Source organism: Variovorax sp. M-6 (genome assembly GCF_052114385.1).
In the GTDB taxonomy this organism is placed as follows: domain Bacteria; phylum Pseudomonadota; class Gammaproteobacteria; order Burkholderiales; family Burkholderiaceae_C; genus Variovorax.
Genome location: NZ_JBFREQ010000001.1, coordinates 337,044 through 359,694, shown reverse-complemented (window position 1 = coordinate 359,694; position 22,651 = coordinate 337,044). Strand labels below are relative to the sequence as shown.

14 protein-coding genes and 1 tRNA gene are annotated in these 22,651 nt (G+C 68.4%); 9 read left to right on the top strand and 6 right to left on the bottom strand.

Annotated features, from left to right (window positions below):
* The first annotated feature begins 7 nt into the window (after positions 1-7).
* From AB4Z46_RS01750 to AB4Z46_RS01735, 4 genes are all read left to right on the top strand, one after another.
* Complete coding sequence (locus AB4Z46_RS01750; protein WP_442281745.1) at positions 8-1,582, top strand: efflux RND transporter periplasmic adaptor subunit; 1,575 nt, start codon at positions 8-10, stop codon at positions 1,580-1,582.
* Positions 1,579-4,770, top strand: coding sequence for an efflux RND transporter permease subunit (locus tag AB4Z46_RS01745; RefSeq protein WP_442281744.1), 3,192 nt, complete (start codon positions 1,579-1,581; stop codon positions 4,768-4,770). Before AB4Z46_RS01750 ends, AB4Z46_RS01745 begins: the two co-directional genes overlap by 4 nt.
* The gene (locus tag AB4Z46_RS01740; RefSeq protein WP_442281743.1) at positions 4,757-6,235 is read left to right on the top strand and encodes an efflux transporter outer membrane subunit; all 1,479 of its coding nucleotides are present in this window, start codon (positions 4,757-4,759) and stop codon (positions 6,233-6,235) included. Before AB4Z46_RS01745 ends, AB4Z46_RS01740 begins: the two co-directional genes overlap by 14 nt.
* A gap of 174 nt (positions 6,236-6,409) precedes the next feature.
* Complete coding sequence (locus tag AB4Z46_RS01735; protein ID WP_442281742.1) at positions 6,410-8,845, top strand: DUF6351 family protein; 2,436 nt, start codon at positions 6,410-6,412, stop codon at positions 8,843-8,845.
* A gap of 113 nt (positions 8,846-8,958) precedes the next feature.
* Here the strand turns inward: AB4Z46_RS01735 and AB4Z46_RS01730 are convergent.
* Positions 8,959-9,034: transfer RNA gene (locus tag AB4Z46_RS01730), tRNA-Ala, on the bottom strand.
* Positions 9,035-9,125: 91 nt separating this feature from the next.
* Between AB4Z46_RS01730 and AB4Z46_RS01725 the strand changes: the two genes are divergently transcribed.
* Positions 9,126-9,992, top strand: a complete 867-nt coding sequence (locus tag AB4Z46_RS01725; protein ID WP_442281741.1) for an alpha/beta hydrolase — start codon at positions 9,126-9,128, stop codon at positions 9,990-9,992.
* Between the two features lie 10 nt (positions 9,993-10,002).
* Here AB4Z46_RS01725 and AB4Z46_RS01720 read toward each other — a convergent pair whose 3' ends face one another.
* Positions 10,003-10,980, bottom strand: coding sequence for a GMP reductase (locus AB4Z46_RS01720; RefSeq protein WP_442281740.1), 978 nt, complete (start codon positions 10,978-10,980; stop codon positions 10,003-10,005).
* 193 nt (positions 10,981-11,173) lie between these two features.
* On the opposite strand from AB4Z46_RS01720, the gene AB4Z46_RS01715 reads away from it, so the two are divergent.
* Positions 11,174-13,543 (top strand): UvrD-helicase domain-containing protein, encoded by a 2,370-nt coding sequence (locus tag AB4Z46_RS01715; protein ID WP_442281739.1) that lies wholly within the window; start codon positions 11,174-11,176, stop codon positions 13,541-13,543.
* A 138-nt stretch (positions 13,544-13,681) separates the two neighbouring features.
* On the opposite strand, the gene AB4Z46_RS01710 is transcribed toward AB4Z46_RS01715, so the two are convergent.
* From AB4Z46_RS01710 to AB4Z46_RS01700, 3 genes are read right to left on the bottom strand one after another with little or no spacing between them, the layout of a single operon-like run.
* Positions 13,682-14,476 carry a BPSS1780 family membrane protein gene (locus AB4Z46_RS01710; protein WP_442281738.1) on the bottom strand — a complete coding sequence of 265 codons (795 nt, stop codon included), beginning with the start codon at positions 14,474-14,476 and terminating at the stop codon, positions 13,682-13,684.
* 9 nt (positions 14,477-14,485) lie between these two features.
* Positions 14,486-15,529 carry a homoserine kinase gene (locus AB4Z46_RS01705; RefSeq protein WP_442281737.1) on the bottom strand — a complete coding sequence of 348 codons (1,044 nt, stop codon included), beginning with the start codon at positions 15,527-15,529 and terminating at the stop codon, positions 14,486-14,488.
* Positions 15,530-15,536: 7 nt separating this feature from the next.
* The gene (locus tag AB4Z46_RS01700; protein WP_442281736.1) at positions 15,537-15,908 is read right to left on the bottom strand and encodes a hypothetical protein; all 372 of its coding nucleotides are present in this window, start codon (positions 15,906-15,908) and stop codon (positions 15,537-15,539) included.
* Between the two features lie 98 nt (positions 15,909-16,006).
* Here AB4Z46_RS01700 and polA point away from each other — a divergent pair, with 98 nt between their 5' ends.
* The 3 genes from polA to AB4Z46_RS01685 all read left to right on the top strand — a co-directional run bounded on the left by polA (position 16,007) and on the right by AB4Z46_RS01685 (position 21,116).
* Positions 16,007-18,802: a DNA polymerase I gene (gene polA, locus AB4Z46_RS01695; RefSeq protein WP_442281735.1), complete on the top strand. Its 2,796-nt coding sequence runs from the start codon at positions 16,007-16,009 to the stop codon at positions 18,800-18,802.
* Between the two features lie 17 nt (positions 18,803-18,819).
* Entirely contained in the window at positions 18,820-20,121 is a 1,302-nt protein-coding gene (locus AB4Z46_RS01690; RefSeq protein WP_442281883.1) for a M20/M25/M40 family metallo-hydrolase, read from the top strand.
* A 95-nt stretch (positions 20,122-20,216) separates the two neighbouring features.
* Entirely contained in the window at positions 20,217-21,116 is a 900-nt protein-coding gene (locus AB4Z46_RS01685; RefSeq protein WP_442281734.1) for a LysR family transcriptional regulator, read from the top strand.
* Between the two features lie 300 nt (positions 21,117-21,416).
* Here the strand turns inward: AB4Z46_RS01685 and AB4Z46_RS01680 are convergent, their stop codons facing one another.
* Positions 21,417-22,637: a D-amino acid dehydrogenase gene (locus tag AB4Z46_RS01680; RefSeq protein WP_442281733.1), complete on the bottom strand. Its 1,221-nt coding sequence runs from the start codon at positions 22,635-22,637 to the stop codon at positions 21,417-21,419.
* Positions 22,638-22,651 lie beyond the last annotated feature (14 nt).

The window sequence follows — 22,651 nt, the reverse complement described above, 5'->3', positions numbered from 1 at the left end:
GGTCCCCATGCGCCGAACGTCGATCGGATCGAGGGTTCTGCCCGCCGCACTGCTGGTCGTGACACTGCTGGCCGCCTGTTCCGGCAAGGAAGCGGACAAGCCGGCGGCAAGGCCCCCCGAGGTCGAGGCACAGGTCGTGAAGACCCAGTCGGTACCGGTGACCTTCGAGTTCGTGGGCCAGACCGAAAGCTCCCAGCAGGTCGAGATCCGGGCCCGCGTCAACGGCTTCCTCGAGCGCCGGGTCTACACCGAGGGCGCGTACGTCAAGGCCGGCGAGGTGATGTTCCTGATGGACGCCAAGCCCTTCGAGGCCAGCCTGAAAGCCGCCCGCGCCGAGCTGGCGCAGCAGCAGGCGCGCCTGAGCACGGCACGCGCGAACCTGGCGCGCGTCAAGCCGCTCGTGGCCGACGAGGCGCTGGCCGTGAAGGACCTCGACGATGCCACCGGGCAGGAGCAGGGTGCCGCCGCCGCGGTGGAGGCCGCGGCCGCCAAGGTCACCGACGCGCAGCTCAACCTCAGCTACGTGACCATCACATCGCCGGTGGCCGGCCTCTCGTCCTTCGCCAAGGTCCAGGACGGTGCCTACATCAACGCGACCAACAGCCTGCTGACCTATGTCGCGAAGCTGGATCCGATGCGGGTCAACTTCAGCCTGTCCGAGAACGAGTCGCTGCGCCTGCAGGACGAGATCGCCAAGGGCAAGCTCGTGAAGGCGCCGCGCGACGACTACACGGTCGAACTCCTGCTGGCCGACGGCTCGACCTTTCCGGCCACCGGACGCATCACCTTCGCCGATGCGGCGTTCAGCCAGGAGACCGGCACCTTCCTGCTGCGCGCGGAGTTGCCCAATCCCAAGGGCCAGTTGCGGCCCGGGCAATTCGTGCGCGTCAACGTGCTCGGCTTCACGCGGCCGGATTCGATCGTGGTGCCGCAGCGCGCAGTGCAGCAGGGGCCGCGCGGCCAGTTCGTCTGGACGGTCGACGGCGAGGGCAAGGCGATCCAGCGGCCGGTGGAGGCCGGTGACTGGCTCGGCGACCAATGGCTCGTGAGCAGCGGCTTGAAGGACGGCGAGCGCGTGGTGGTCGACGGCTTCATGCGCCTCGCGCCCGGGATGATCGTTCGCGTGAAGGAGGTGCCCGCCGCCCCGCTGCCCGTGCGCGCGGCGCACCCCACCGCGGTCTCGGCCGCGCTGCCCTCCGTGTCGGCGCAGCCGGCGCCCGCAGCGGCGGCGGCCGCCGCGCCCGTCGCCGCGCCCGCCGCATCGGACAAGGATTCGGTGTTCTTCGAGCGCGGCCGCACGGCACTCGACGCGACCGGCCACGCGCGATTGCTGGGCGTCGCCGCGACGCTGAAGTCGCGGCCCGAACTGCGCGCGGTCCTGCAAGGCTACGTCGATGCCAGCGGCGATGCGGCGCGCAACAAGACGCTGGCCAGGGAGCGGGCGCAAGCGGTGCGCCAGGCGCTGGTCGCCGCCGGCGTGCCGCCCGAGCGCATCGCGCTGCACGCGCCCTCGAACCTGGTGGGCGCCGACTCGCCTGCGCTGGCACGCCGGGTCGACGTCGTGCTGGCGGAGGCGCGATGAAGTTTGCCCATTTCTTCATCGACCGGCCGATCTTCGCGTCGGTCATCTCGATCGTCATCGTGCTGGCCGGCGCGGTGGCCATGCTGAACCTCCCGATCGCGCAGTTCCCCGACATCACGCCGCCGCAGATCTCGGTCAGCGCCACCTACCCGGGCGCCAGCGCGGAGGTGGTGTCGCAGAACGTGGCCGCGCCGATCGAGCAGCAGGTCAACGGCGCCGACCGCATGATGTACATGAACTCGACCTCGAGCTCGACCGGCAACATGACGCTGTCGGTCTTCTTCGAGATCGGCACCGACCCGTCGCTGGCCCAGGTCGACGTGCAGAACCGGGTCAACCTCGCGCTCCCCACGCTGCCGTCGGCGGTCAGCAGCCAGGGCGTCTCGGTGGCCAAGAAGTCGCAGGCCTTCATGATGATCGTGGCGATCTATTCGCCCGACAACAGCCACGACCCGACCTACATCGCGAACTACACCAACATCAATGTGCTGGACGCGATCAAGCGGGTGCCGGGCGCCAATCAGAGCTCGATCTTCGGCTCGCCCGACTACGCGATGCGGCTGTGGCTCAAGCCCGACCGCATGGCCGGCCTCGGCCTGACGGCCACCGACGTGCAGACGGCCGTCGCGGCACAGAACCAGCAGTACGCCGCCGGCCGGCTCGGCGCCTCGCCCACCGCCACGCCGGTGCAGCAGACCATTCCGGTCACCACCTCGGGCCGCATGACCGAGCCCTCGCAGTTCGACAACATCATCCTGCGGGCCCAGCAGGGCACCGGCGCGATCGTCCGCGTCAAGGACATCGGCCGCGCCGAACTGGGCTCGAAGGACTACTCGATCCGATCCAAGTACAACGGCAAGACGGCCACCCTGATCGCGATCTACCAGCAGCCCGGCGCCAACGCGCTGCAGGTGGCGACCGACGTGAAGAAGCTGCTCGGCGAGCTCAAGCCCACCTTCCCCGAAGGGCTGGACTACGACATCGCGCTCGACACCACCGACTTCGTGCGCGAGTCGATCAACGAGGTGGTCCATACCTTCGTCGAGGCCGTGGTGCTGGTGGTGCTGGTGGTGTTCCTGTTCCTGCAGAGCTTCCGCGCGACGCTGGTGCCGATCCTGGCGGTGCCGGTGTCGATCCTCGGCGCCTTCATCGGCATGACCGCGATGGGCTTCTCGGTCAACATGCTGACCCTGTTCGGCATGGTGCTGGCGATCGGCATCGTGGTCGACGACGCGATCGTGGTGGTCGAGAACGTCGAGCGCAACATGGCCGAGTTCGGCCTCGGCCCGAAGGAAGCTGCGAAGAAGGCGATGGACGAAGTCAGCGGGCCGGTGGTCGCGATCGTGCTGGTGCTGTGCGCGGTGTTCATCCCGGTGGCCTTCCTGTCGGGCATCACGGGGCAGCTCTACAAGCAGTTCGCCATCACGATCGCGGTGTCGGTGGTGTTCTCGGGCCTGGTGGCGCTGACCTTGTCGCCGGCGCTGGCGGCCATCCTGTTGAAGCCGCCCAAGCCCGGCGAGCACGAGAAGAAGGGCTTCTTCGGCTGGTTCAACCGCCGCTTCGAGCGCCTCACCGAGGGCTACACCTCGACCACGCGGCTGGCGATCCGGCGCGTCGGTTTCTCGCTGCTGCTGATCGTCGGCATGATCGCCATCATGCTCGGGCTCTTCAAGAAAGTGCCATCGACCTTCCTGCCGGTCGAGGACCAGGGCTACATCTTCACCGCGGTGATCATGCCCGACGCGGCCAGCCTGGACCGCACCGAGGCCGCCTCCGACCGCGCGCAGCAGTGGTTCAGCAAGCAGCCGTCCGTGAAGTCGGTGGCGACCGTGCCGGGCTTCAGCCTGATCGATTCGCAGCTCAAGTCGAACGCCGGCGTGCTGTTCGTCTCGCTCAAGGGCTTCGCGCAGCGGCAGGCGCCGGGCGACCGGGCGGATGCGCTGATCCGCGATGCCGGCGCGGAGTTCGCGACCTTCAAGGAAGGCGTGATGGTGCCGGTGAACCCGCCGTCGATCCCGGGCCTGGGCACCACCGGCGGCTTCGAGTTCTGGCTTCAGAGCGAAGGCGATGCCAGCCTGCAGCACCTGGAAGAAGTGACGCGCGAATTCATTGCCAAGGCGCGCCAGCGGCCCGAGCTGCGCGGCGTGAACTCGACCATCAACACCCGCTCCCGGCAGTTGCTGGTCGACGTCGATCGCGACAAGGCCGAGAGCCTCGGCGTGCCGGTGCAGGACGTGTACTCGACGCTGCAGACCCTCTTCGGTTCCCTCTACGTGAGCCAGTTCCCGAAGAACAGCCGGTTGTTCCAGGTGATCCTGCAGGCCGAGCCGGACTACCGCGCCAAACCGGACGACCTGCAGAACATGTTCGTGCGCAACCGCGACGGCAAGATGGTGCCGCTGAAGTCCGTGGCGACGACCCGCTACGTGACCGGTGCCGACATCGTCACGCGCTTCAACAACTTCACTGCCGCCAAGATCACCGGCGATGCCGCCGAGGGCTACAGCTCGGGCCAGGCGCTCGACGCCATGGAGGCGGTGGCCAGGGAGGTGCTGCCGCAGGGCTTCTCGCATGCCTGGTCGGGGCAGTCGTACGAGGAACGCAAGGCCGGCTCCACCGCCGGCATGGTGTTCGCCTTCGCGCTGGTGATGGTGTTCCTGATCCTGGCGGCGCAGTACGAGAAATGGACGCTGCCCATCGGCGTGCTGCTGGCGGTGCCCTTCGCGCTGTTCGGTGCCATCGCCGCGATCTGGATGCGCGGCATCCAGAACGACGTCTACTTCCAGATCGGCCTCACGGTGCTGATCGCGCTGGCGGCCAAGAACGCGATCCTGATCTTCGAGTTCGCGGTCGAGCTGCGCGAGAAGGAAGGCATGTCGGCCTACGAAGCGGCCGTCGGTGCGGCCAAGCTGAGGCTGCGCCCGATCATCATGACCTCGCTGGCCTTCATCCTCGGCTGCATTCCGCTGGCGATCGCGAGCGGCGCCTCGGCGGCGAGCCGGCAGTCGCTGGGCACCGGCGTGATCGGCGGCATGCTCGGCGCGACAGTGATCGCGATCTTCTTCATCCCGATGTTCTTCTGGGGCTTCGAGACGCTGAGCGAGCGGTCGTGGGGGAAGAAGGCGTCCGCCCGCCCAGCCGGACCCGCCGAGCCCGGAGCCGGAGGTGCCACCGATGTCCCGCATTGACCGGACCCGCATCGGCCGCGCCGGCGCCGCGGCCTTGCTCGCGGCCCTGCTCGCCGGCTGCATGCTCGGGCCGGACTACAAGCGGCCGGAGCTCAGCATCCCGGCGCAATACCGCGGAGCGGCGCCGCCGACCCCCGCCGAACTCGCGCTGCCCGACACCGCCTGGTGGCGCCAGTTCGGCGATGCCGAGCTCGACGCGCTGATCGCCGAGGGCCTGCGCAACAACCTGGACCTGGTGGTGGCCGCTTCGCGCGTCGAGCAGTTCTACGGCGCGCTCGGCACCACGCGTTCGCAGCTGTTCCCGCAGATCGGCGCCGATGCCAGCGGCAGCCGCACCCGGGCGAGCGAGAAGACCATCAGCCCGGTACCCGCCGTCAACCCCTACAACGCGGCCCAGGCCACGCTGCTCGCGAGCTGGGAGATCGATCTCTTCGGTCGCACGCGCCGGCTGACCGAAGCTGCGACCGCCGAGCTGCAGGCGAGCGAAGCCTTCCGCCGCGGCACCGTGCTGTCGGTGGTGGCCGCGGTCACGACGGGCTATGTGCGGCTGCGCGAGCAGGACCGCGAACTCGAGGTCGCGCGCAGCACGCTGGGCCTGCGCAAGGATTCGCTCGACCTGTTCGAGCGCCGCTTCAAGGGCGGCGTGGTGTCGGCGGTCGAGGTGAGCCAGGCCCGTTCGGAATACGCCACCGCGTTGCGCGCGGTGCCGGTGCTGCTGCAGGCCATCTCCGAGCAGGAGAACGCGCTGTCGATCCTGATCGGGCGCGACCCGGGGCCGATCGCGCGCGGGCGCAGCATCGACGTGCTGGTGGCGCCGGCCGTGCCCGCGGGCCTGCCTTCCGAACTGCTCGACAGGCGCCCGGACATCCTCCAGGCGGAGCAGACACTGGTCGCCGCCAACGCGCGCATCGGCGCGGCCAAGGCGGCTTACTTCCCGACCATTTCGCTGACCGGCGCGTTCGGGCAGGCGAGCCGGTCGCTGTCCGACCTGTGGGGCGGCCCGGCGCGGGTCTGGAGCTATGGCGCCGACATCAGCCTGCCGCTGTTCACGGCGGGCGCCATCGCGGGCCAGGTGGAACGCGCCGAGGCCGAGCAGCGCGCGGCGATCGCCCAATACCGCAAGACCGTTCAAGCGGCCTTCAGCGAGGCTGCGGATGCGATCGCGGGCATCTCCAACTCGCGCGAGGGACTCGACGCGCAGCAGATCCAGGTCGGGGCGCTGGTCAACTACGCGCGGCTCTCGCGCAAGCGCTTCGAAGGCGGCTACACCAGCTACCTCGAAGTGATCGATGCCGATCGCAGCCTGTTCAATGCCCAGGTGCAACTGGCGAAATCCCAGGGCGACGTGCTGCTGCAGGCGGCGGCGCTGTACAAGGCGCTGGGCGGCGGCTGGGTGGACCTGGCGAACCAGGACGCGCCGCAGCCCGCGGTTCGTCTGGGCGAGTGGCCGCGCCTTGTGCCTTGAAACACGGTCGAGGGCGAGCCCGCGCCCGCGACCCTTGTCATCGAAATCTGACAGCGTCCGCCCGGGTCGCTGACTTGTGCGTCTTTCCACCGCTCCCTAGCATCGACCGCACCCGGGGGGGCTTGCGCTTGCTTGCGACCCTGCCCGGTCCACAAGAGCAACGAGGAGACATGCATGAGTTCATGGAAGCAGATCGCTGCCTGCGCGGCCGGCGCGATCGTGATCGCCGCTTGCGGCGGTGGCGGCGGGGGCGGAGTGCCTTTCGTCCCGTCGTCCAGCGCACCCCCGGCGGCCAATCCGTCGCCCTCCGCCGAGGCGCCTCCATCGACGGCGGTGCCGTCGAAGATCTCGCTGCAGGTGCTGTCGAGCAAGCCCGAATACGTGTCGGGCGGGGATGCCCGCATCGCCGTGTTCGCGCCTAAGGCGGAGCACGAGCAGGTCGAGTTGTGGCTCAACGGCGCGAAGATCGCTCCCAGCCTCGCTTCGAGCGCGGACCGGCTCGAAGGCCTGGTCGCCGGGCTGGTGCTCGGCGCGAACACGCTCGAACTGCGCCACAAGACGCGCGGCAAGCTGGACACGCTCACGCTGACCAATCATCCGATCACCGGCCCGATGTTCGCGGGACCCAAGCAGGAGCCCTTCGTCTGCACGGTGTTCACCGACCTGGGCAAGGAGCCGCTGCCTGACACCAGCGACCCGAAGTACTACGCGGTCAAGGACAGCGGCGGCGCCACCATCGGCTACAGCCGCAACTGTTCGATCGAATCCTATGTGCGCTACTACTACCTGCCCATCGGCGGCGCCAGCCACAAGGACTACCTGCCGATGCCGACCGACGGCTCGCGTCCGGCCAACATCGCGAAGACCCGGCTGACCGACGGACGGGAAGTCGACTTCATCGTGCGCTGGGAGCGCGGCACGATCAACCGCTTCATCTACCAGTACGTGATGCTCGCGCCCTTCGGCGAAGACCCGACGCGGCCCGACCTGAGCCTGTGGAACAAGCGGCTGGTCTATCACTTCCAGGGCGGCGTGGGCTTCGGCCACTACCAGGGCGGGCCGGACACTCGCGCCGGACTGGTCGAGGCGATCGGCAAGGGCTATGCCATGGTCCATTCCACCGGCACCCGCACGGGCGAGCACTACGACATGATCCTCGGCGGCGAGACCGCGCTGATGACCAAGGAAGGCTTCATCAAGCGCTACGGCGTGCCGCTCTACACGGTCGGTCTCGGCGCCTCGGGCGGCGGCATCCAGCAGTACCTGTATCCGCAGAACCATCCGGGCCTGATCGACGCGGCGATCGCGCAGCAGCCCTATCCCGACATGGTGGGCCAGATCCCGCACGTGGGAGATTGCGAACTGCTCGAGTACTACATGGACGTCACGGACCGGGCCAACGGCAAGTGGACGAGCTCGATCAAGAACCGAACCTGGCTGGTGGGCATGAACGCGGAGGAGGGGGTCGCCAACCCCTTCTTCGGGCTCCAGGGCTATCTGCCGAACGTCAGGATGGCCACCGGTTCGACGGAATGCCGCAAGGCCTGGATGGGCCTGACGGCCGGCGCCATGAACCCGAAGTTCGATGCCGACGACATCCTGGTCAAGGGCGCCGCGCGGATGGACATGGCCGCATTCGGCCCCATTCCGTTCAGCCACTACGACGACGTGCGCAACGTCTACGGCATCGGCGCCGACGGCTACCCGCGCTCGACCTGGGACAACGTCGGCGTGCAGTACGGCCTGCAGTCGATGAAGAACGGCAAGATCTCCACGGCCGAGTTCCTGGACCTGAACCTCAAGGTGGGCGGCTGGAAGCGGATGAGCGAGATGGTGGGCGAGGGTTTCCCATACAACGGCACCAGCGCGGCGGAGCAGCAGAAGGCCGCCACCGTGCCCGGCTACTTCGACCCCTGGGGTGCGCGCAACATGAACCAGTGGAACCCAGCCACGCCCGACGTGCCCGCGCCGCGCACGCATGGCGACCTGGACGCCATCAAGGCGCTGCAGCGCTCGGGCCTGGTCTTCACCGGGAAGACCGACATCCCGACCATCGACTGGCATCCCTACCTCGAGGAGAAGCTGGACATGCACAACGTGCACCAGTCCTTCGCGATCCGCAAGCGCATCCGCGCCAAGATGGGCAGCTCCGACCACCAGGCGATCTGGTTCACCGAGACGCGCGGCGCGGGCCCCGACTTCAACCAGACGCCGATGTCGCTCGAGGTGATCGACGAGTGGATGACGAAGATCCGCGCCAATCCGGCCCGCAGCGTCGCCGACAACCGGCCCGAGCGTGCGGTGGACAGCTGCTTCGACAAGAGCGGTGCGCTGATGGCCAAGGGCGCCGAGGTCTGGGACGGGGTGCTCGACACCAAGGCCAAGGGCGTCTGCACCCAGGCCTTCCCGATGTACGGGACCTCGCGCATCGTGGCCGGCGGGCCGATCGAGGGCGGCATCTTCAAGTGCGCGCTCAAGTCGGTGGACGCGGCGCTCGCCGATGGCACCTATGGCGCCTGGAAGCCCGCCCCGGCGGAGATCCAGAAGCTCAATGCCATCTTCCCCGAAGGGGTCTGCGACTTCGCGAAGCCGGGGCAGGGCGCGCCCTGAGGCGTGSGGATGCCGCKTTGGGACGCGGCATCCGCGGCTGTTTCGGTGATGAGGTTCGATGCGGGGGCAAGGGGGGCCGAATGGCCCCGGACCCCGCATGAAGGCTGGAAAGTTGGTGGAGAGGAGGAGGATCGAACTCCCGACCTCCGCATTGCGAACGCGGCGCTCTCCCAGCTGAGCTACCCCCCCAACGCAATCCGAATTCTAACCAGAACCGGCCGATTCTTGCACGCCGGCATGTCAAGATGCGCGCCTCGTCGACCCCACGGAGCATGAGCAGATGGTTTCGTCCGATCCGTCCTGGCTGGACCGCATGTACAACAACCGGGCGCGCGTGCCGGACCATCCGGCGTACTTCGAGCGCTGGGCGGCGGAATCCGCCGCGACCCGCGCCGCGCTGGCTTGCCGCGTCGACCTGCGCTACGGCGACGGGGCGGGCGAGACCCTCGACGTCTGCCCGGCGCCGGTGCCGGACGCTCCGGTGCTGGTGTTCATCCACGGCGGCTACTGGCGCTCGCTCGACAAGAGCCAGCACTCCTTCATCGCGCGCAGCTTCAACGACCGCGGCGTCTGCGTGGTGCTGCCGAACTACGCGCTGTGCCCCGGCACGGCCGAGCAGCCGGTGGGCATCGACGATATCGCGCTGCAGATGGTGCGCGCGCTCGCATGGACCTGGCGCCACGTCGCGGCGCACGGCGGCGACCCCTCGCGCATCACGGTTTCCGGCCATTCGGCGGGCGGCCACCTGGCGGCGATGCTGCTGGGTTGCGACTGGAAGGCCGTGGCGCCGGATCTTCCCGTGCAACTGGTGCGCAACGCGCTGTCGATCTCGGGCGTGCACGACCTGCGGCCCTTGCAGCACGCGCCCTTCATCGCCGATGCATTGCGCCTGACGGACGACGCCGCCCGGCGCCTGAGCCCGGCGCTGTGGCCGGCGCCGGCGCGCGGCCGGCTCTGGGCGATCGCCGGTGGCGACGAGAGCGAGGAGTTCAAGCGCCAGAACGCGCTGATCCGCGACGCCTGGGGCGCGCGGACCGTGCCGGTGTGCGAACTGATGCCGGGGCGCAACCATTTCAGCATCGTGGATGCGCTGGCCGACCCGGGACACCGGCTGCACCGGCTGGCGGCGCAACTGTTGGAGGCCTGAGGCCTCGCCTTTACATGAGCAAGTGCTCGCCCGCGTTGTCGCCGCCCAGCATGACGTAGTTGACCTTGCGGATGTCCATCAGCTTGCGGCCGCCCGCGTAGCTGATCGAGCTCTGGATGTCCTGCTCCATCTCGACCAGCGTGTCGGCCAGCTTGCCCTTGATCGGCTCGAGGATGCGCTTGCCCTCGACGTGCTTGTACTCGCCCTTGTTGAAGTCGCTGGCCGAGCCGTAGTACTCCTTGAAGAGCGTGCCGTCGACCTCCACCGTCTGGCCCGGCGATTCCTCGTGGCCCGCGAACAGCGAGCCGATCATCACCATCGAGGCGCCGAAGCGGATGCTCTTGGCGATGTCGCCATGGTCGCGGATGCCGCCGTCGGCAATGATCGGCTTGGTCGCGACGCGCGCGCACCACTTGAGCGCCGACAGCTGCCAGCCGCCGGTACCGAACCCGGTCTTGAGCTTGGTGATGCAGACCTTGCCCGGGCCGATGCCGACCTTGGTGGCGTCGGCGCCCCAGTTTTCCAGGTCGATCACGGCCTCGGGCGTGCCGACGTTGCCGGCGATCACGAAGCTCTTCGGCAGCTTCTTCTTGAGGTAGCCGATCATGTTCTTCACGCTGTCGGCGTGGCCGTGCGCGATGTCGATCGTGATGTATTCGGGCTCCAGGCCGGCGGCGACCATCTGGTCGACCGTGTCGTAGTCGGGCTTCTTGACGCCGAGCGAGATCGACGCGAACACGCCCTGGGCGTGCATGTCCTTGACGAACTTCAGGTTGTCGAGGTCGAAGCGATGCATCACGTAGAAGTAGCCGTTCTTCGCCAGCCAGGTGCAGATGGTCTCGTCGACCACGGTCTTCATGTTGGCCGGCACCGTCGGGATGCGGAAGCTGCGGCCGCCCAGCGTGACGCTGGCGTCGCATTCCGAGCGGCTTTCCACCACGCATTTGCGCGGCAGCAAGAGAATGTTGTCGTAATCGAAGATCTGCATAACCAAGCTCCTGTAAGGGTGAATTGAGCGCTTGGTCCGGCCGGTATTCGGGCGTTCTCGCGAAAGGAAAACGCGCACAAAAAACCGGGCGCAAGAAACTTGGGCCCGGTGACTGATTTTACACGCCCGGCCCGAAGAGGAGGCAACGGCCCTTCATATACCCCCCATACGCAGTGCTTTCTACAATCGACGGATGTTCACCGACCTCGCGGCCGCCGCAGATTCGCCGCTGCTCCAGAATCTCAACCCCGAGCAGCGTGCCGCCGTGACGCTCCCGGCCGGCAATGCGCTCATCCTGGCTGGCGCCGGTTCCGGCAAGACCCGGGTGCTGACCACCCGCATCGCCTGGCTGCTGCAGACCGGCCAGGTGTCACCGGGCGGCATCCTGGCCGTCACCTTCACCAACAAGGCCGCCAAGGAAATGATGACGCGCCTGGGCGCGATGCTGCCGGTCAATGTGCGCGGCATGTGGATCGGCACCTTCCACGGCCTGTGCAACCGCTTCCTGCGTGCGCACTGGAAGCTCGCCAACCTGCCGTCCACCTTCCAGATCCTCGACACGCAGGACCAGCTCTCGGCCATCAAGCGCCTGATGAAGCAGTTCAACGTCGACGACGAGCGCTTCCCGGCCAAGCAGACCCAGTGGTTCATCGCCGGCGCCAAGGAAGACGGCCTGCGCCCGCGCGACGTCGAGGTCCGCAGCGACGACGACCGCAAGAAGGTCGAGCTCTACCAGTTGTACGAAGAACAGTGCCAGCGCGAGGGCGTGGTCGATTTCGGCGAGCTGATGCTGCGCAGCTACGAACTGCTGCGCGACAACGATCCCGTCCGCGCGCACTACCAGCGGCGCTTCCGCCACATCCTGATCGACGAGTTCCAGGACACCAACCGGCTGCAGTACGCCTGGATCAAGATGCTCGCGGGCACGACCACCGAAGGCCGCTTCGTGCCGAGCGACAACAGCGTGATCGCGGTCGGCGACGACGACCAGAGCATCTATGCCTTCCGCGGCGCGCGGGTGGGCAACATGGCCGACTTCGTGCGCGAGTTCGACGTCTCGCACCAGATCAAGCTCGAGCAGAACTACCGCAGCTTCAGCAACATCCTCGACTCGGCCAACGCGCTGATCAGCCACAACACCAAGCGGCTGGGCAAGAGCCTGCGCACCGACCAGGGCCCCGGCGAGCCGGTTCGGGTCTACGAGTCGACCAGCGACTTCGCCGAGGCGCAGTGGATGGTCGAGGAGATGCGCCAGCTGGTGCGCGACGGCATCGACCGCAAGGAGATGGCCGTGCTCTACCGCAGCAATGCGCAGAGCCGGGTGATCGAGACCGCGCTGTTCAACGCTTCGGTGCCGTACCGCGTGTATGGCGGCCTGCGCTTCTTCGAGCGGGCCGAAATCAAGCACGCGCTGGCCTACCTGCGGCTGCTCGAGAACAAGGACGACGACACCAGCTTCCTGCGCATCGTCAACTTCCCGCCGCGCGGCATCGGCGCGCGCAGCATCGAGCAATTGCAGGACGCGGCGCGTGCGGCCGGCCGCTCGATGCACGACGCCGTGAACGCGGTCGGCGGCAAGGCCGGCGCCAACCTGTCGGCCTTCGTCGCCAGGATCGACGTGCTGCGCGAGCAGACCGAGGGGCAGTCGCTGCGCCAGATCATCGAGCTGGTGCTCGACCACAGCGGCCTGATCGAGCACTACAAGGCCGACCGCGAAGGCGCCGACCGGATCGAGAATCTGGAGGAACTGGTGAACGCGGCCGAGAGTTTCGTCACCCAGGAAGGCTTCGGCCGCGACGCGGTGGCGCTGCCGGTCGACGAACTGCGCCAGTCGCCCGCCAGCCAGGGCCTGGACCCGAACCGGCCGCTGCTCGACGAACCCCTGGCGCCCGACGCCGAGACCGGCGAAACCCTGAGCCCGCTGGCCGCCTTCCTGACCCATGCGGCGCTGGAATCGGGCGACAACCAGGCCCAGGCCGGCCAGGATGCGGTGCAGCTGATGACGGTGCATGCCGCCAAGGGCCTCGAATTCGACTGCGTCTTCATCACCGGCATGGAGGAAGGCTTGTTCCCGCACGAGAACTCGATGAGCGACAACGAGAGCCTCGAGGAGGAACGGCGGCTGATGTACGTGGCCATCACGCGTGCGCGCCAGCGGCTCTACATGAGCCACTCGCAGACCCGGATGCTGCATGGCCAGACCCGCTACAACCTGAAGAGCCGCTTCTTCGACGAGCTGCCCGAAGGCGCGTTGAAGTGGCTGACGCCGAAGAACCAGGGCTTCGCGCCGTCGGCCTTCGGCTACGGCGGAGGCTATGCCACGACGCGCGGCGGCTCGGGCGGTTTCAGCCGCGACAGCTTCGCCAGCCCGCCGGTGCCGCCGCAGAAGGCCGCGCCGTCGCACGGCCTGCGCTCGGGCATGCAGGTGTTCCACAACAAGTTCGGCGAAGGCACGGTGACGGCGTTGGAAGGCAGCGGCGACGATGCGCGGGCGCAAGTCAATTTCCCGCGCCACGGCGTCAAGTGGCTGGCCCTGTCGGTGGCCAAACTGACCCCCGTCTGATCCCCTGACCCCTGACGGCCGGCGCAGCCAGGCCGTTGTTGGTGAAACACCGCGGAACCGGCTTTGCCGGGCCGCCGGTGTTGCCCCCCGGTAGGGGGGTGGGCGGCTACACGCAGTGAGCCAACCTGGGGGGCGAGCCTATTCCGTGAAACTGTCGCGGAACGTGAACCAGGTGCTGGTGAAGAACATCGCCGCCATCACCAGCGCGCCGCCGATCATCAGGGCGCCGCCGATCGCCGCGGCGCCTTCGCCGGCGCCCATTACGCCGACTGCGACCAGCAGGCTGGCGACCAGGCTCAGCACGATGCCGGCACCGATGAAGACGCCGACCCAGGCCAGGCCGAAGACGGTCAGGGCGCCGAAATTCTTGAAGCAGGCCACGAAGCTGAAGAACAGGCTCTTGGCCGGCGGCACGCGGTGCCAGTGGACCAGCGCCGGCGCATGCCAGAAGGCCAGCGACAGCGGCAGGTACAGGCCCATGGCGATCCACAGCGCGACCTGGAATTCGGTCGATTCGGCCAGTTCGCGTGTGAGCGGGCCGCCGAGCAGGTAGACGCGGGCGAATTGGCCGCCGTCGGCCAGCGCCGAGATCGCCATGACCAACAGGAACAGCGCGGCGTAGAGCGCGCCCAGCACCGCCATCGGCCGCACGTCGGCGCGAATCGCGTTGAGGGCCGCCAGGAACACGGTGCCGGCCGGCGGTTTTTCGGGCCCGGAGGCCTGCTGCGCCGCCGCCATGAGGCCCAGCGTCATGGTCGGCAGCAGCATCAGGGCGATGGCGGCGCCGATCAACGGCACCTGCGAGGCGATCGACACCATCGCCATGAAGAAGAAGAACAGGGAGATGAAGGCCAGCGGCTGCTTCGCGAACGCCTTGAGCCCGCTACGGACCCACAGCACGCCGGTACGCGCCGGCACGAGATTGAGTTTCATCGGATCCGGTCAGGCGGCCAGCGCATCGGCGCCGGACGCAAATTCGAAGGAGGCGTGAGCCCGTTGCCGCAGCACGCGCTCGAAATGGGTCGGGTCGTGGGCCTTGAGAATGCTCGCCTCGCGCGGCAGGTGGAAGTCCCACAGGCGCGAGATCCAGAAGCGCAGCGCCGCGGCCCGCAGCATGGCGGGCAGCAGCGCACGCTCGGCGCCGGTCAGGGGGCGCACGGTGCCGTAGGCGGCCAGCAGGGCGTCGGCCCGCGCGGCATCGTGGCGACCGCTGGCGAGGTCGATGGCCCAGTCGTTCAGGCACACGGCGAGGTCGAACAGCCAGCTGTCGGCGCCGGCGAAGTAGAAATCGAAGACACCCGTGAGGCGCGGCGCGTCGGCGCTGGCCTGGGCGTCGAACATCGCGTTGTCGCGGAACAGGTCGGCATGCACCGGCCCGCGCGGCAGCGCGGCATAGGCCGAGGATTCGGCCACGTGGTTCTGGTAGGCCAGTTCGCTGCGCAGCAGCGCGGCCTGGGCCGTCTCCAGGTAGGGCAGCACCACCGGCGCGGTGTCGTTCCACCATTCCAGGCCGCGCAGGTTGGGCTGGATGCGGGGGTAGTCGCGGGCCGCCAGGTGCATGCGCGCCAGCATCCGGCCGAGTTCGGCGCAATGGGCGGCCGAAGGCGCCAGTTCGCTCTTGCCCTTCAGGCGCTGGACCACGGCCGCCGGCTTGCCGGCCACCGTGTGAAGCAGTTCGCAAGGGGCGCTGGCGGGAATCGACAGCGCGTGACCCTTGGGCGGCGCGACCGCCGGGTCGGCCACCGGCTCGGGCACCGGGATGCCGCGCGCCGCCAGGTGCTTCATCAGGCAGAGGTAGTAGGGCAACTGCTCGGCGCCGAGGCGCTCGAACAGGGTCAGGACGAACTCGCCGGACTCGGTGCTGGCGAAGTAGTTGGTGTTCTCGATGCCGCCCTCGATGCCCTTGAGGGCGGTCAGGGGGCCGAGACCCAGGCGCTGGACGAGCGCGTCGGCTTCGTCGAATCCGACTTCCGTGAAAACCGCCACTGCGCGCTCAGAACTTGAAGACGTTCCACCAGACGCGCGAGCCGCCTTCGCCCGAGCTGGAGTCGGACTGGCCCTGGTTGCGCACGCGCTCTTCGGCGTTGGGCATGACCTGGTAGGCCGGGGCGTTGTTCTTGGGCTTGACCGTGATGTCCTGGGTCTGGCCGCCGACGCGCAGTTCGTCGATGGTGGCGCCGCTGTCCTCGGTGTGGATGCGCTCGATCTTCTGGTTCTGTCGGCCGGCCGCCTTGTCCGGGTCCTGCTGTCCCTGGGCGGGCGCCGGGGCCGGCGGCTGCGGGTTTTGCGCAAAAACGACAGCGACGGGCGCGGCGCAGGCCAGCGCGATCGTGGCGAGGCGAACGAGGAGCATGGAGGAGGACATGCGTGGGATTGTAGGTCCGCGCCCGGTCCGGAGATAGAAGTAAGTGCCGATCTTTTCCGCCTTCCGGGGGAGGCCGCGGGGCACGGCAAAATGGCCCGATGACCGACAAGAAAACGCTGCTGCTCGTCGACGGATCGAGCTACCTCTATCGCGCCTTCCACGCGATGCCCGATCTGCGCGCCGTTCCGGGCGACAACAGCAGCCCGGCCACCGGGGCCATCCGCGGAATGATCAACATGATGCAGGCGCTGCGGCGCGAGGTGCGGGCCGACTACGCGGCCTGCGTCTTCGACGCGCCCGGCAAGACCTTCCGCGACGACTGGTATCCGGACTACAAGGCCAACCGCTCGCCGATGCCGGACGACCTGCGCAGCCAGGTCGAGCCGATCCACCAGGTGGTCCGGATGCTCGGCTGGCCGGTGCTGTGCGTTCCCGGGGTCGAGGCCGACGACGTGATCGGGACGCTGGCGCGGACTGCCGCCGACCAGGGCATCGAGGTGATCGTGTCCAGCGGCGACAAGGACATGAGCCAGCTGGTGGACGAGCACATCACGATCATCGACACGATGAACGGCAAGAAGCGCGACGTGGCGGGCGTGACGGCCGAATTCGGCGTGCCGCCGAAGCTGATGATCGACTATCAGACGCTGGTGGGCGATACCGTCGACAACGTGCCCGGCGTCCAGAAGGTCGGCCCGAAGACCGCCGCCAAGTGGCTGCTCGAGTACGGCTCGCTCGAAGGCCTGATCGCGCGTGCCGGCGAGGTCAAGGGCCAGGCCGGCGAGAACCTCCGCCAGGCGCTCGACTGGCTGCCCCAGGGCCGGCGCCTGGTCACCATCCGCACCGACTGCGATCTCGGCGAACACGTGGGTGGCCTGCCGGCGCTGGAGGCGATCGCGATCGGCGTGCAGCAGACCGATGCGCTCAAGGACTTCTACGAGCAGTACGGCTTCAAGAGCCTCGTGAAGACGCTCGAGGCGCATGCGGTGCCGCCCGAGCTGATCGAGAAGGAGAACCAGAAGCGCAAGGCTGCCGATGCCAATGGCGACCTGTTCAGCGATCCGGCGCAGGAGGCCGCCGAGAAGGTCAGCAACCTGGCCTACGACACGGTCATGACCTGGGAGGCCTTCGACGCCTGGCTGGCGAAGATCGAGGCCGCCGAACTGGTCGCGCTCGACACCGAGACTACCTCGCTCGACGAGATGCGCGCCGAGATCGTCGGCCTGAGCTTCAGCGTCAAGCCCGGCGAGGCGGCCTACATCCCGGTGGCCCACAACTACCCCGACGCGCCGGTGCAGCTGCCGCGCGACGAGGTGCTCGAGAAGCTCCGGCCCTGGCTGGAAAACGGCGCGAAGAAGAAGCTCGGCCAGCACGTCAAGTACGACCGCCATGTGTTCGCCAACCACGGCATCGAGGTGCGGGGCTATGCGCACGACACCATGCTGCAGAGCTATGTGCTCGAGGTGCACAAGCCCCACGGCCTGGCGAGTCTCGCCGAGCGGCACCTGGGGCGCAGCGGCATCGACTACGAGGACCTGTGCGGCAAGGGCGCGCACCAGATCTCCTTCAGCCAGGTGGCGATCGACAAGGCGGCCGAGTATTCCTGCGAGGACTCCGACCAGACGCTCGACGTGCATCGCGTGCTCTGGCCGAAGCTCGAGGCCGACGAGAAGCTGCGCTTCATCTACGAGCTGGAGATCGCCTCCAGCGAGACGCTCTACCGGATCGAGCGCAACGGCGTGCTGATCGACGCGCCCACGCTGGCGTCGCAGAGCAACGAACTCGGCAAGCGCATCATGGCGCTGGAGCAGGAGGCCTACGAGCTCGCGGGCCAGCCTTTCAACCTCGGCTCGCCGAAGCAGATCGGCGAGGTGTTCTTCACCAAGCTCGGCCTGCCGGTCATCAAGAAGACGCCGAGCGGCGCGCCGAGCACCGACGAGGAGGTGCTCGAGAAGCTGGCCGAGGATTTCCCGCTGCCGGCCAAGATCCTCGAACACCGCGGCCTCTCCAAGCTCAAGGGCACCTACACCGACAAGCTGGGCCTGCTCGCGAACCCGCGCAGCGGCCGCGTGCACACGCACTATGCGCAGGCCGTGGCGGTGACCGGGCGGCTGTCGAGCAACGACCCGAACCTGCAGAACATCCCGATCCGCACGCCCGAAGGCCGGCGCGTGCGCGAGGCTTTCGTGGCGCCTGCGGGCCGCGTGATCGCAAGCTCGGACTACTCGCAGATCGAGCTGCGCATCATGGCCCACATCAGCGGCGACGAATCGCTGCTGCGGGCCTTCACCGAGGGCATCGACGTGCACCGCGCGACCGCGGGCGAGGTCTTCGGCGTGCCGGTCGACCAGGTGTCGAGCGAGCAGCGCCGCTATGCGAAGGTGATCAACTTCGGATTGATCTACGGCATGAGCAGCTTCGGCCTGGCACGCAACCTCGGCATCGAGACCAAGGCCGCGGCTTCCTACATCGAGCGCTATTTCGCGCGCTACCCGGGCGTGAAGGTCTACATGGACGAGACCAAGGCGCTGGCCAAGGAGAAGGGCTATGTGGAGACCGTGTTCGGCCGCCGGCTCTACCTGCCCGAAATCAACTCGCCCAATGGTCCGCGCCGCGGCGGCGCCGAGCGGGCCGCGATCAACGCGCCGATGCAGGGCACCGCGGCCGACCTGATCAAGCTCAGCATGGTCAAGGTGCAGCAGGTGCTGGACGCCGAGCAGCGCGGCACCCAGATGATCATGCAGGTGCACGACGAACTGGTGTTCGAAGTGCCCGAAGAGGAAGTCGAGTGGGTCCGCACCGAGATCCCGCGGCTCATGGCGGGCGTGGCAGACCTGAAGGTTCCGCTGCTCGCGGAAATCGGCTTTGGTCCCAACTGGGACAAAGCCCATTGAACACATCCAAGGAAGACATGCATCGAATGAATCGCTCCAAAATCGCCACCTTCGCTCTCTGCGCCGCCTGCGCTGCCTGGATGGGCAGCGCCTTCGCCGCCCCCGACGAGCGCATCGTCGCGCTGGCCGCCAAGGAGAAGCCCGCCTTGCTCGAGACCCTGAACCAGCTGGTCTCGATCGAGTCCGGCAGCCGCGACCTCGAGGGCCTCGACAAGATCGCCAACCTGATCGCCGACAAGTTCCGCGCGCTCGGCGGCCAGGTCGAGCTGATCGATCCCTCGGCCGAGGCCTACCGCATGGAAGACACGCCCGAGAAGATCGGCAAGGTCGTGCGCGCCACCTTCAAGGGCACCGGCAGCAAGAAGATCATGCTGATCGCCCACATGGACACGGTCTACCAGATCGGCATGCTGAACAAGCAGCCCTTCCGCGTCGAGGGCGACAAGGCCTACGGCCTGGGGATCGCCGACGACAAGCAGGGCATCGCGGTGATCGCCCACACGCTGGCGCTGCTGAAGGCGATGGACTTCAAGGAGTACGGCACGCTCACGGTGCTGATCAACGGCGACGAAGAAATCAGCTCGCCCGGCGCCCGGAATCTGATCACGCGGCTGGGCGGCGAGCACGACGTGGTGATGTCGTACGAAGGCTCGTCGGTGAGCGGCGACAAGCTCTCGCTGGCCACCGCGGGCATCGCCTCGGTCACGCTCAACGTGACGGGCAAGGCCTCGCATGCGGGTTCGTCGCCGGAGCAGGGCGTGAACGCGCTGTACGAGCTGTCGCACCAGATCCTGCAGATGCGCGACCTGTCCGACCCGGCGACCGGGCTCAAGATGAACTGGACCATCTCGCGCTCGGGCAGCAACCGCAACGTGATCCCGGCCAGCGCCACGGCCGGCGCCGACGTGCGGGTGCTGAAGGTCAGCGACTACGACCGTATCGAGCAGCAGATCCAGGAGCGCGTCAAGAAGCAGCTGGTGCCGCAGGCCAAGGTCGAGATGAAGTTCGAGCGCCGCCGTCCGCCGCTCGAGGCCACCGACGCTTCGCGCGCGCTGGCGCTGCATGCGCAGCAGATCTACAAGGAACTGGGCCGTGAGCTTGGCGCGGACGACAAGGTCGCCGGCGGCGGCACCGATGCCGCCTTCGCGGCATTGAAGACCAAGGCGGCGGTGGTCGAGCGCTTCGGCCTGCAGGGATTCGGCGCCCATTCGGCCGATGCCGAGTACGTGCTGATCGATTCGATCGAGCCGCGGCTGTACCTCTCGGCGCAGTTGATCATGGACATCTCGCGCGGCAAGGTCGGACGCGCGGCGCCCTGATGTGAAAAGCCTCCACGCTGCGCACCTCGTATGGTCGCCGCCCTCCGAGGGGGTGCAGGCCTTCCTTGGGGTGGCCCGGCGCAAGGCCTGATCCCATGCGGCTGCGCCACATCGAGGTTTTCAACGCGATCATGCTCACCGGCAGCGTGAGCGCCGCGGCGCGGCTGATCAACATCACGCAGCCGGCGGTCAGCAGGACCCTGCAGCATGCCGAGATCCAGCTCGGCTTCCCGCTGTTCCAGCGCGCCAAGGGCCGGCTCGCGCCGACCACCGAGGCGTTGACGCTGTATCCGCACATCGAGCGGCTGTTCGCGCAACTCGACGAGGTGCAGCGGCTCGCCGCCAACCTGCGCACCGCCAGCGAGGCGGGCGAGCTGCGCATCCTGAGCGTGCTGGCGCTGAGCTACGAGGTGCTGCCGCGCGCGCTCAAGCGATTTCGCGAGCAGCATCCGGCGATCGCGGTGACGGTCGAGTCGCTGCATTCGCCGCAGATCATGTCGGCGCTGTTGCTGCAGGAAGCCGATGTGGGCTTCGCGTTCAGCCCGGCGGTTCACCCCTCGCTGACGCAGGAGGACCTGGCCGACAGCCGCATGGTCTGCATCGCGCCCAAGGGCATGCTGCCGCAGCCGCTGCTGCGCAACGGCTCGGTGGCGCTGCACGATCTCGCGAAGCTGCCGGTGGTCGGCCTCGACAGCCGCGACCCTGTGGGCACCAGCTTGAGCCAGGCCTGCCGGCAGGCCGGTGTGGGCTTCCAGGCGGTGGTGACGGTGCAGACTTACCACGCGGCGCTGGCGATGGCACATCACGGGCTGGGTGTGGCGCTGGTCGACGGCTGCACCGCGAGCTCGGCCGATCGGGACAAGGTCGACGTGCTGACGCTGGAGCCGCACATCCCAGTGCCGATCCGCGCGCTGCGCTTCGCCGGGCGGCCGGATTCGGTCGCGGTGCGAAGCATCACGCGGTTCATGCGGGAGGCGATCGAGGGGATGAATTAGCTGGTGCGGAATGCGGTTGGGTGTCGTGTGCCTTGGAAGCACGCCCGGCATGCGGTGCGGGCCCGTCGACCCCACTGCGCCGGCCCTTCGGGCTGCCTTGCGGTGCTCGCTTCAGGCGGGGTCCGCGCAAACTCGCTTCGCTCAAACACGCGCGGCCCTTCTTCCGCCTGAAGCTGCGCTCCTCAGCGGCGCAGAGGGGATCGCCGGTCCCGCACCGCATGCCGGGCTCAGGGGGTTCAAAGGCCCGTGACGTCGGCCGGCCCGGGGCATAGCGCCCGCGCCGTCGCACGACCGAAAACCCTATCTCTCCAGCGTCCCCAGCGCCTCCGCGACCCGCTCCGCCGACCCGAACGCCAGCGTGAACCCCAGCGCCCCATGCCCGGTGTTGAAGACCATGTTGGACGGCGCCCCCTCCAGCCGGCCGACGATCGGCACGCCGGTGGGGGTGGCCGGGCGCATGCCGGTCCAGGGGTGCAGCGCCTCCATCCGGCCGGCCTGCGGAAACACGGCGCGCGTGGCCTCGGACAGGGTCTCGATACGGGCCGCCGGAATGCTCGCGTCATGCCCGACCAGCTCGGCCATGCCGGCCACCCGCAGGCGCGATCCGATGCGCGCGAACACCACCTTGCGGGCGCTGTCGGTCACGCTCACCTGCGGTGCCGCGCCCGGCGCCGGATCGACGTCGACCGTGATGCTGTAGCCCTTCAGTGGATAGACCGGCAGATAGGCGCCGAGTTGGCGCCCGAGCCGATGCGAGGCGGTCCCGAGCGCCATCACGAAGGCATCGGCCTCGATGTCGCCTCCGGCGGTCTGCACTGCGGCCACACGGCCGCCGCGCAGGTCGAATCCGTGGATCTCGGTGTCGAACATGAAGCGCACGCCGCGTTCACCGAGCGCTCGAACGAGTTCCGTGCAGACCTTGAGGCAGTCGGCCGCGCATTCGCTGGGCGTGTGGATGGCGCCGGCGATCTGCGCCCGGTAGCTGGCCAGCGCCGGCTCGATGGCCACGCACTCGTCGGCCGTGACCAGGCGCTGCTCGCTGCCCATCGCGCGCTGCAGTTCGAGCTGCCGTTGGGCGCCCGCCAGCGACGCCGCGCCGGCGTAGAGCACCAGCTTGCCGCTGGCGGAGAAGTCGCAATCCGGCGCGACGTCGGCGCGCATGGCCTCGAAGGCCGCGCGGCTCTGCGCCGCGAGCGCCAGCAGGCGGGCCGTGCTCTCGCGCGAGGTGCGGGCGTTGCAGGCCGCCAGGAAGGCCAGGGCCCAGCGCCACTGCAGCGGGTCCAGTTGCGGGCGCAGCTTGAGCGGGGAGGAGGGCGAGAGCAGCAGCTTGGGCAACTGCTTCCAGATCGACGGGTCGGCCAGCGGCTGCACATACGAATAGCTCAGCTGCGCGCCATTGCCGCCGCTCGCGCCGCCGCCCGGCGCCGCGCGGTCGATCACGCTGACCTGGTGACCCTGGCGGTTCAGTTGCCAGGCGGTGGCCAGGCCCACGATGCCGGCCCCCAGCACGCAGACGTGCATGACGCTCTTCCTCT

Coding starts and splice junctions, on each gene's coding strand:
- AB4Z46_RS01750 (WP_442281745.1), top strand. CDS start 8: ATGCGCCGAACGTCGATCGGATCGAGGGTTCTGCCCGCCGCACTGCTG.
- AB4Z46_RS01745 (WP_442281744.1), top strand. CDS start 1,579: ATGAAGTTTGCCCATTTCTTCATCGACCGGCCGATCTTCGCGTCGGTC.
- AB4Z46_RS01740 (WP_442281743.1), top strand. CDS start 4,757: ATGTCCCGCATTGACCGGACCCGCATCGGCCGCGCCGGCGCCGCGGCC.
- AB4Z46_RS01735 (WP_442281742.1), top strand. CDS start 6,410: ATGAGTTCATGGAAGCAGATCGCTGCCTGCGCGGCCGGCGCGATCGTG.
- AB4Z46_RS01725 (WP_442281741.1), top strand. CDS start 9,126: ATGGTTTCGTCCGATCCGTCCTGGCTGGACCGCATGTACAACAACCGG.
- AB4Z46_RS01720 (WP_442281740.1), bottom strand. CDS start 10,980: ATGCAGATCTTCGATTACGACAACATTCTCTTGCTGCCGCGCAAATGC.
- AB4Z46_RS01715 (WP_442281739.1), top strand. CDS start 11,174: ATGTTCACCGACCTCGCGGCCGCCGCAGATTCGCCGCTGCTCCAGAAT.
- AB4Z46_RS01710 (WP_442281738.1), bottom strand. CDS start 14,476: ATGAAACTCAATCTCGTGCCGGCGCGTACCGGCGTGCTGTGGGTCCGT.
- AB4Z46_RS01700 (WP_442281736.1), bottom strand. CDS start 15,908: ATGTCCTCCTCCATGCTCCTCGTTCGCCTCGCCACGATCGCGCTGGCC.
- polA (WP_442281735.1), top strand. CDS start 16,007: ATGACCGACAAGAAAACGCTGCTGCTCGTCGACGGATCGAGCTACCTC.
- AB4Z46_RS01690 (WP_442281883.1), top strand. CDS start 18,820: ATGCATCGAATGAATCGCTCCAAAATCGCCACCTTCGCTCTCTGCGCC.
- AB4Z46_RS01685 (WP_442281734.1), top strand. CDS start 20,217: ATGCGGCTGCGCCACATCGAGGTTTTCAACGCGATCATGCTCACCGGC.
- AB4Z46_RS01680 (WP_442281733.1), bottom strand. CDS start 22,637: ATGCACGTCTGCGTGCTGGGGGCCGGCATCGTGGGCCTGGCCACCGCC.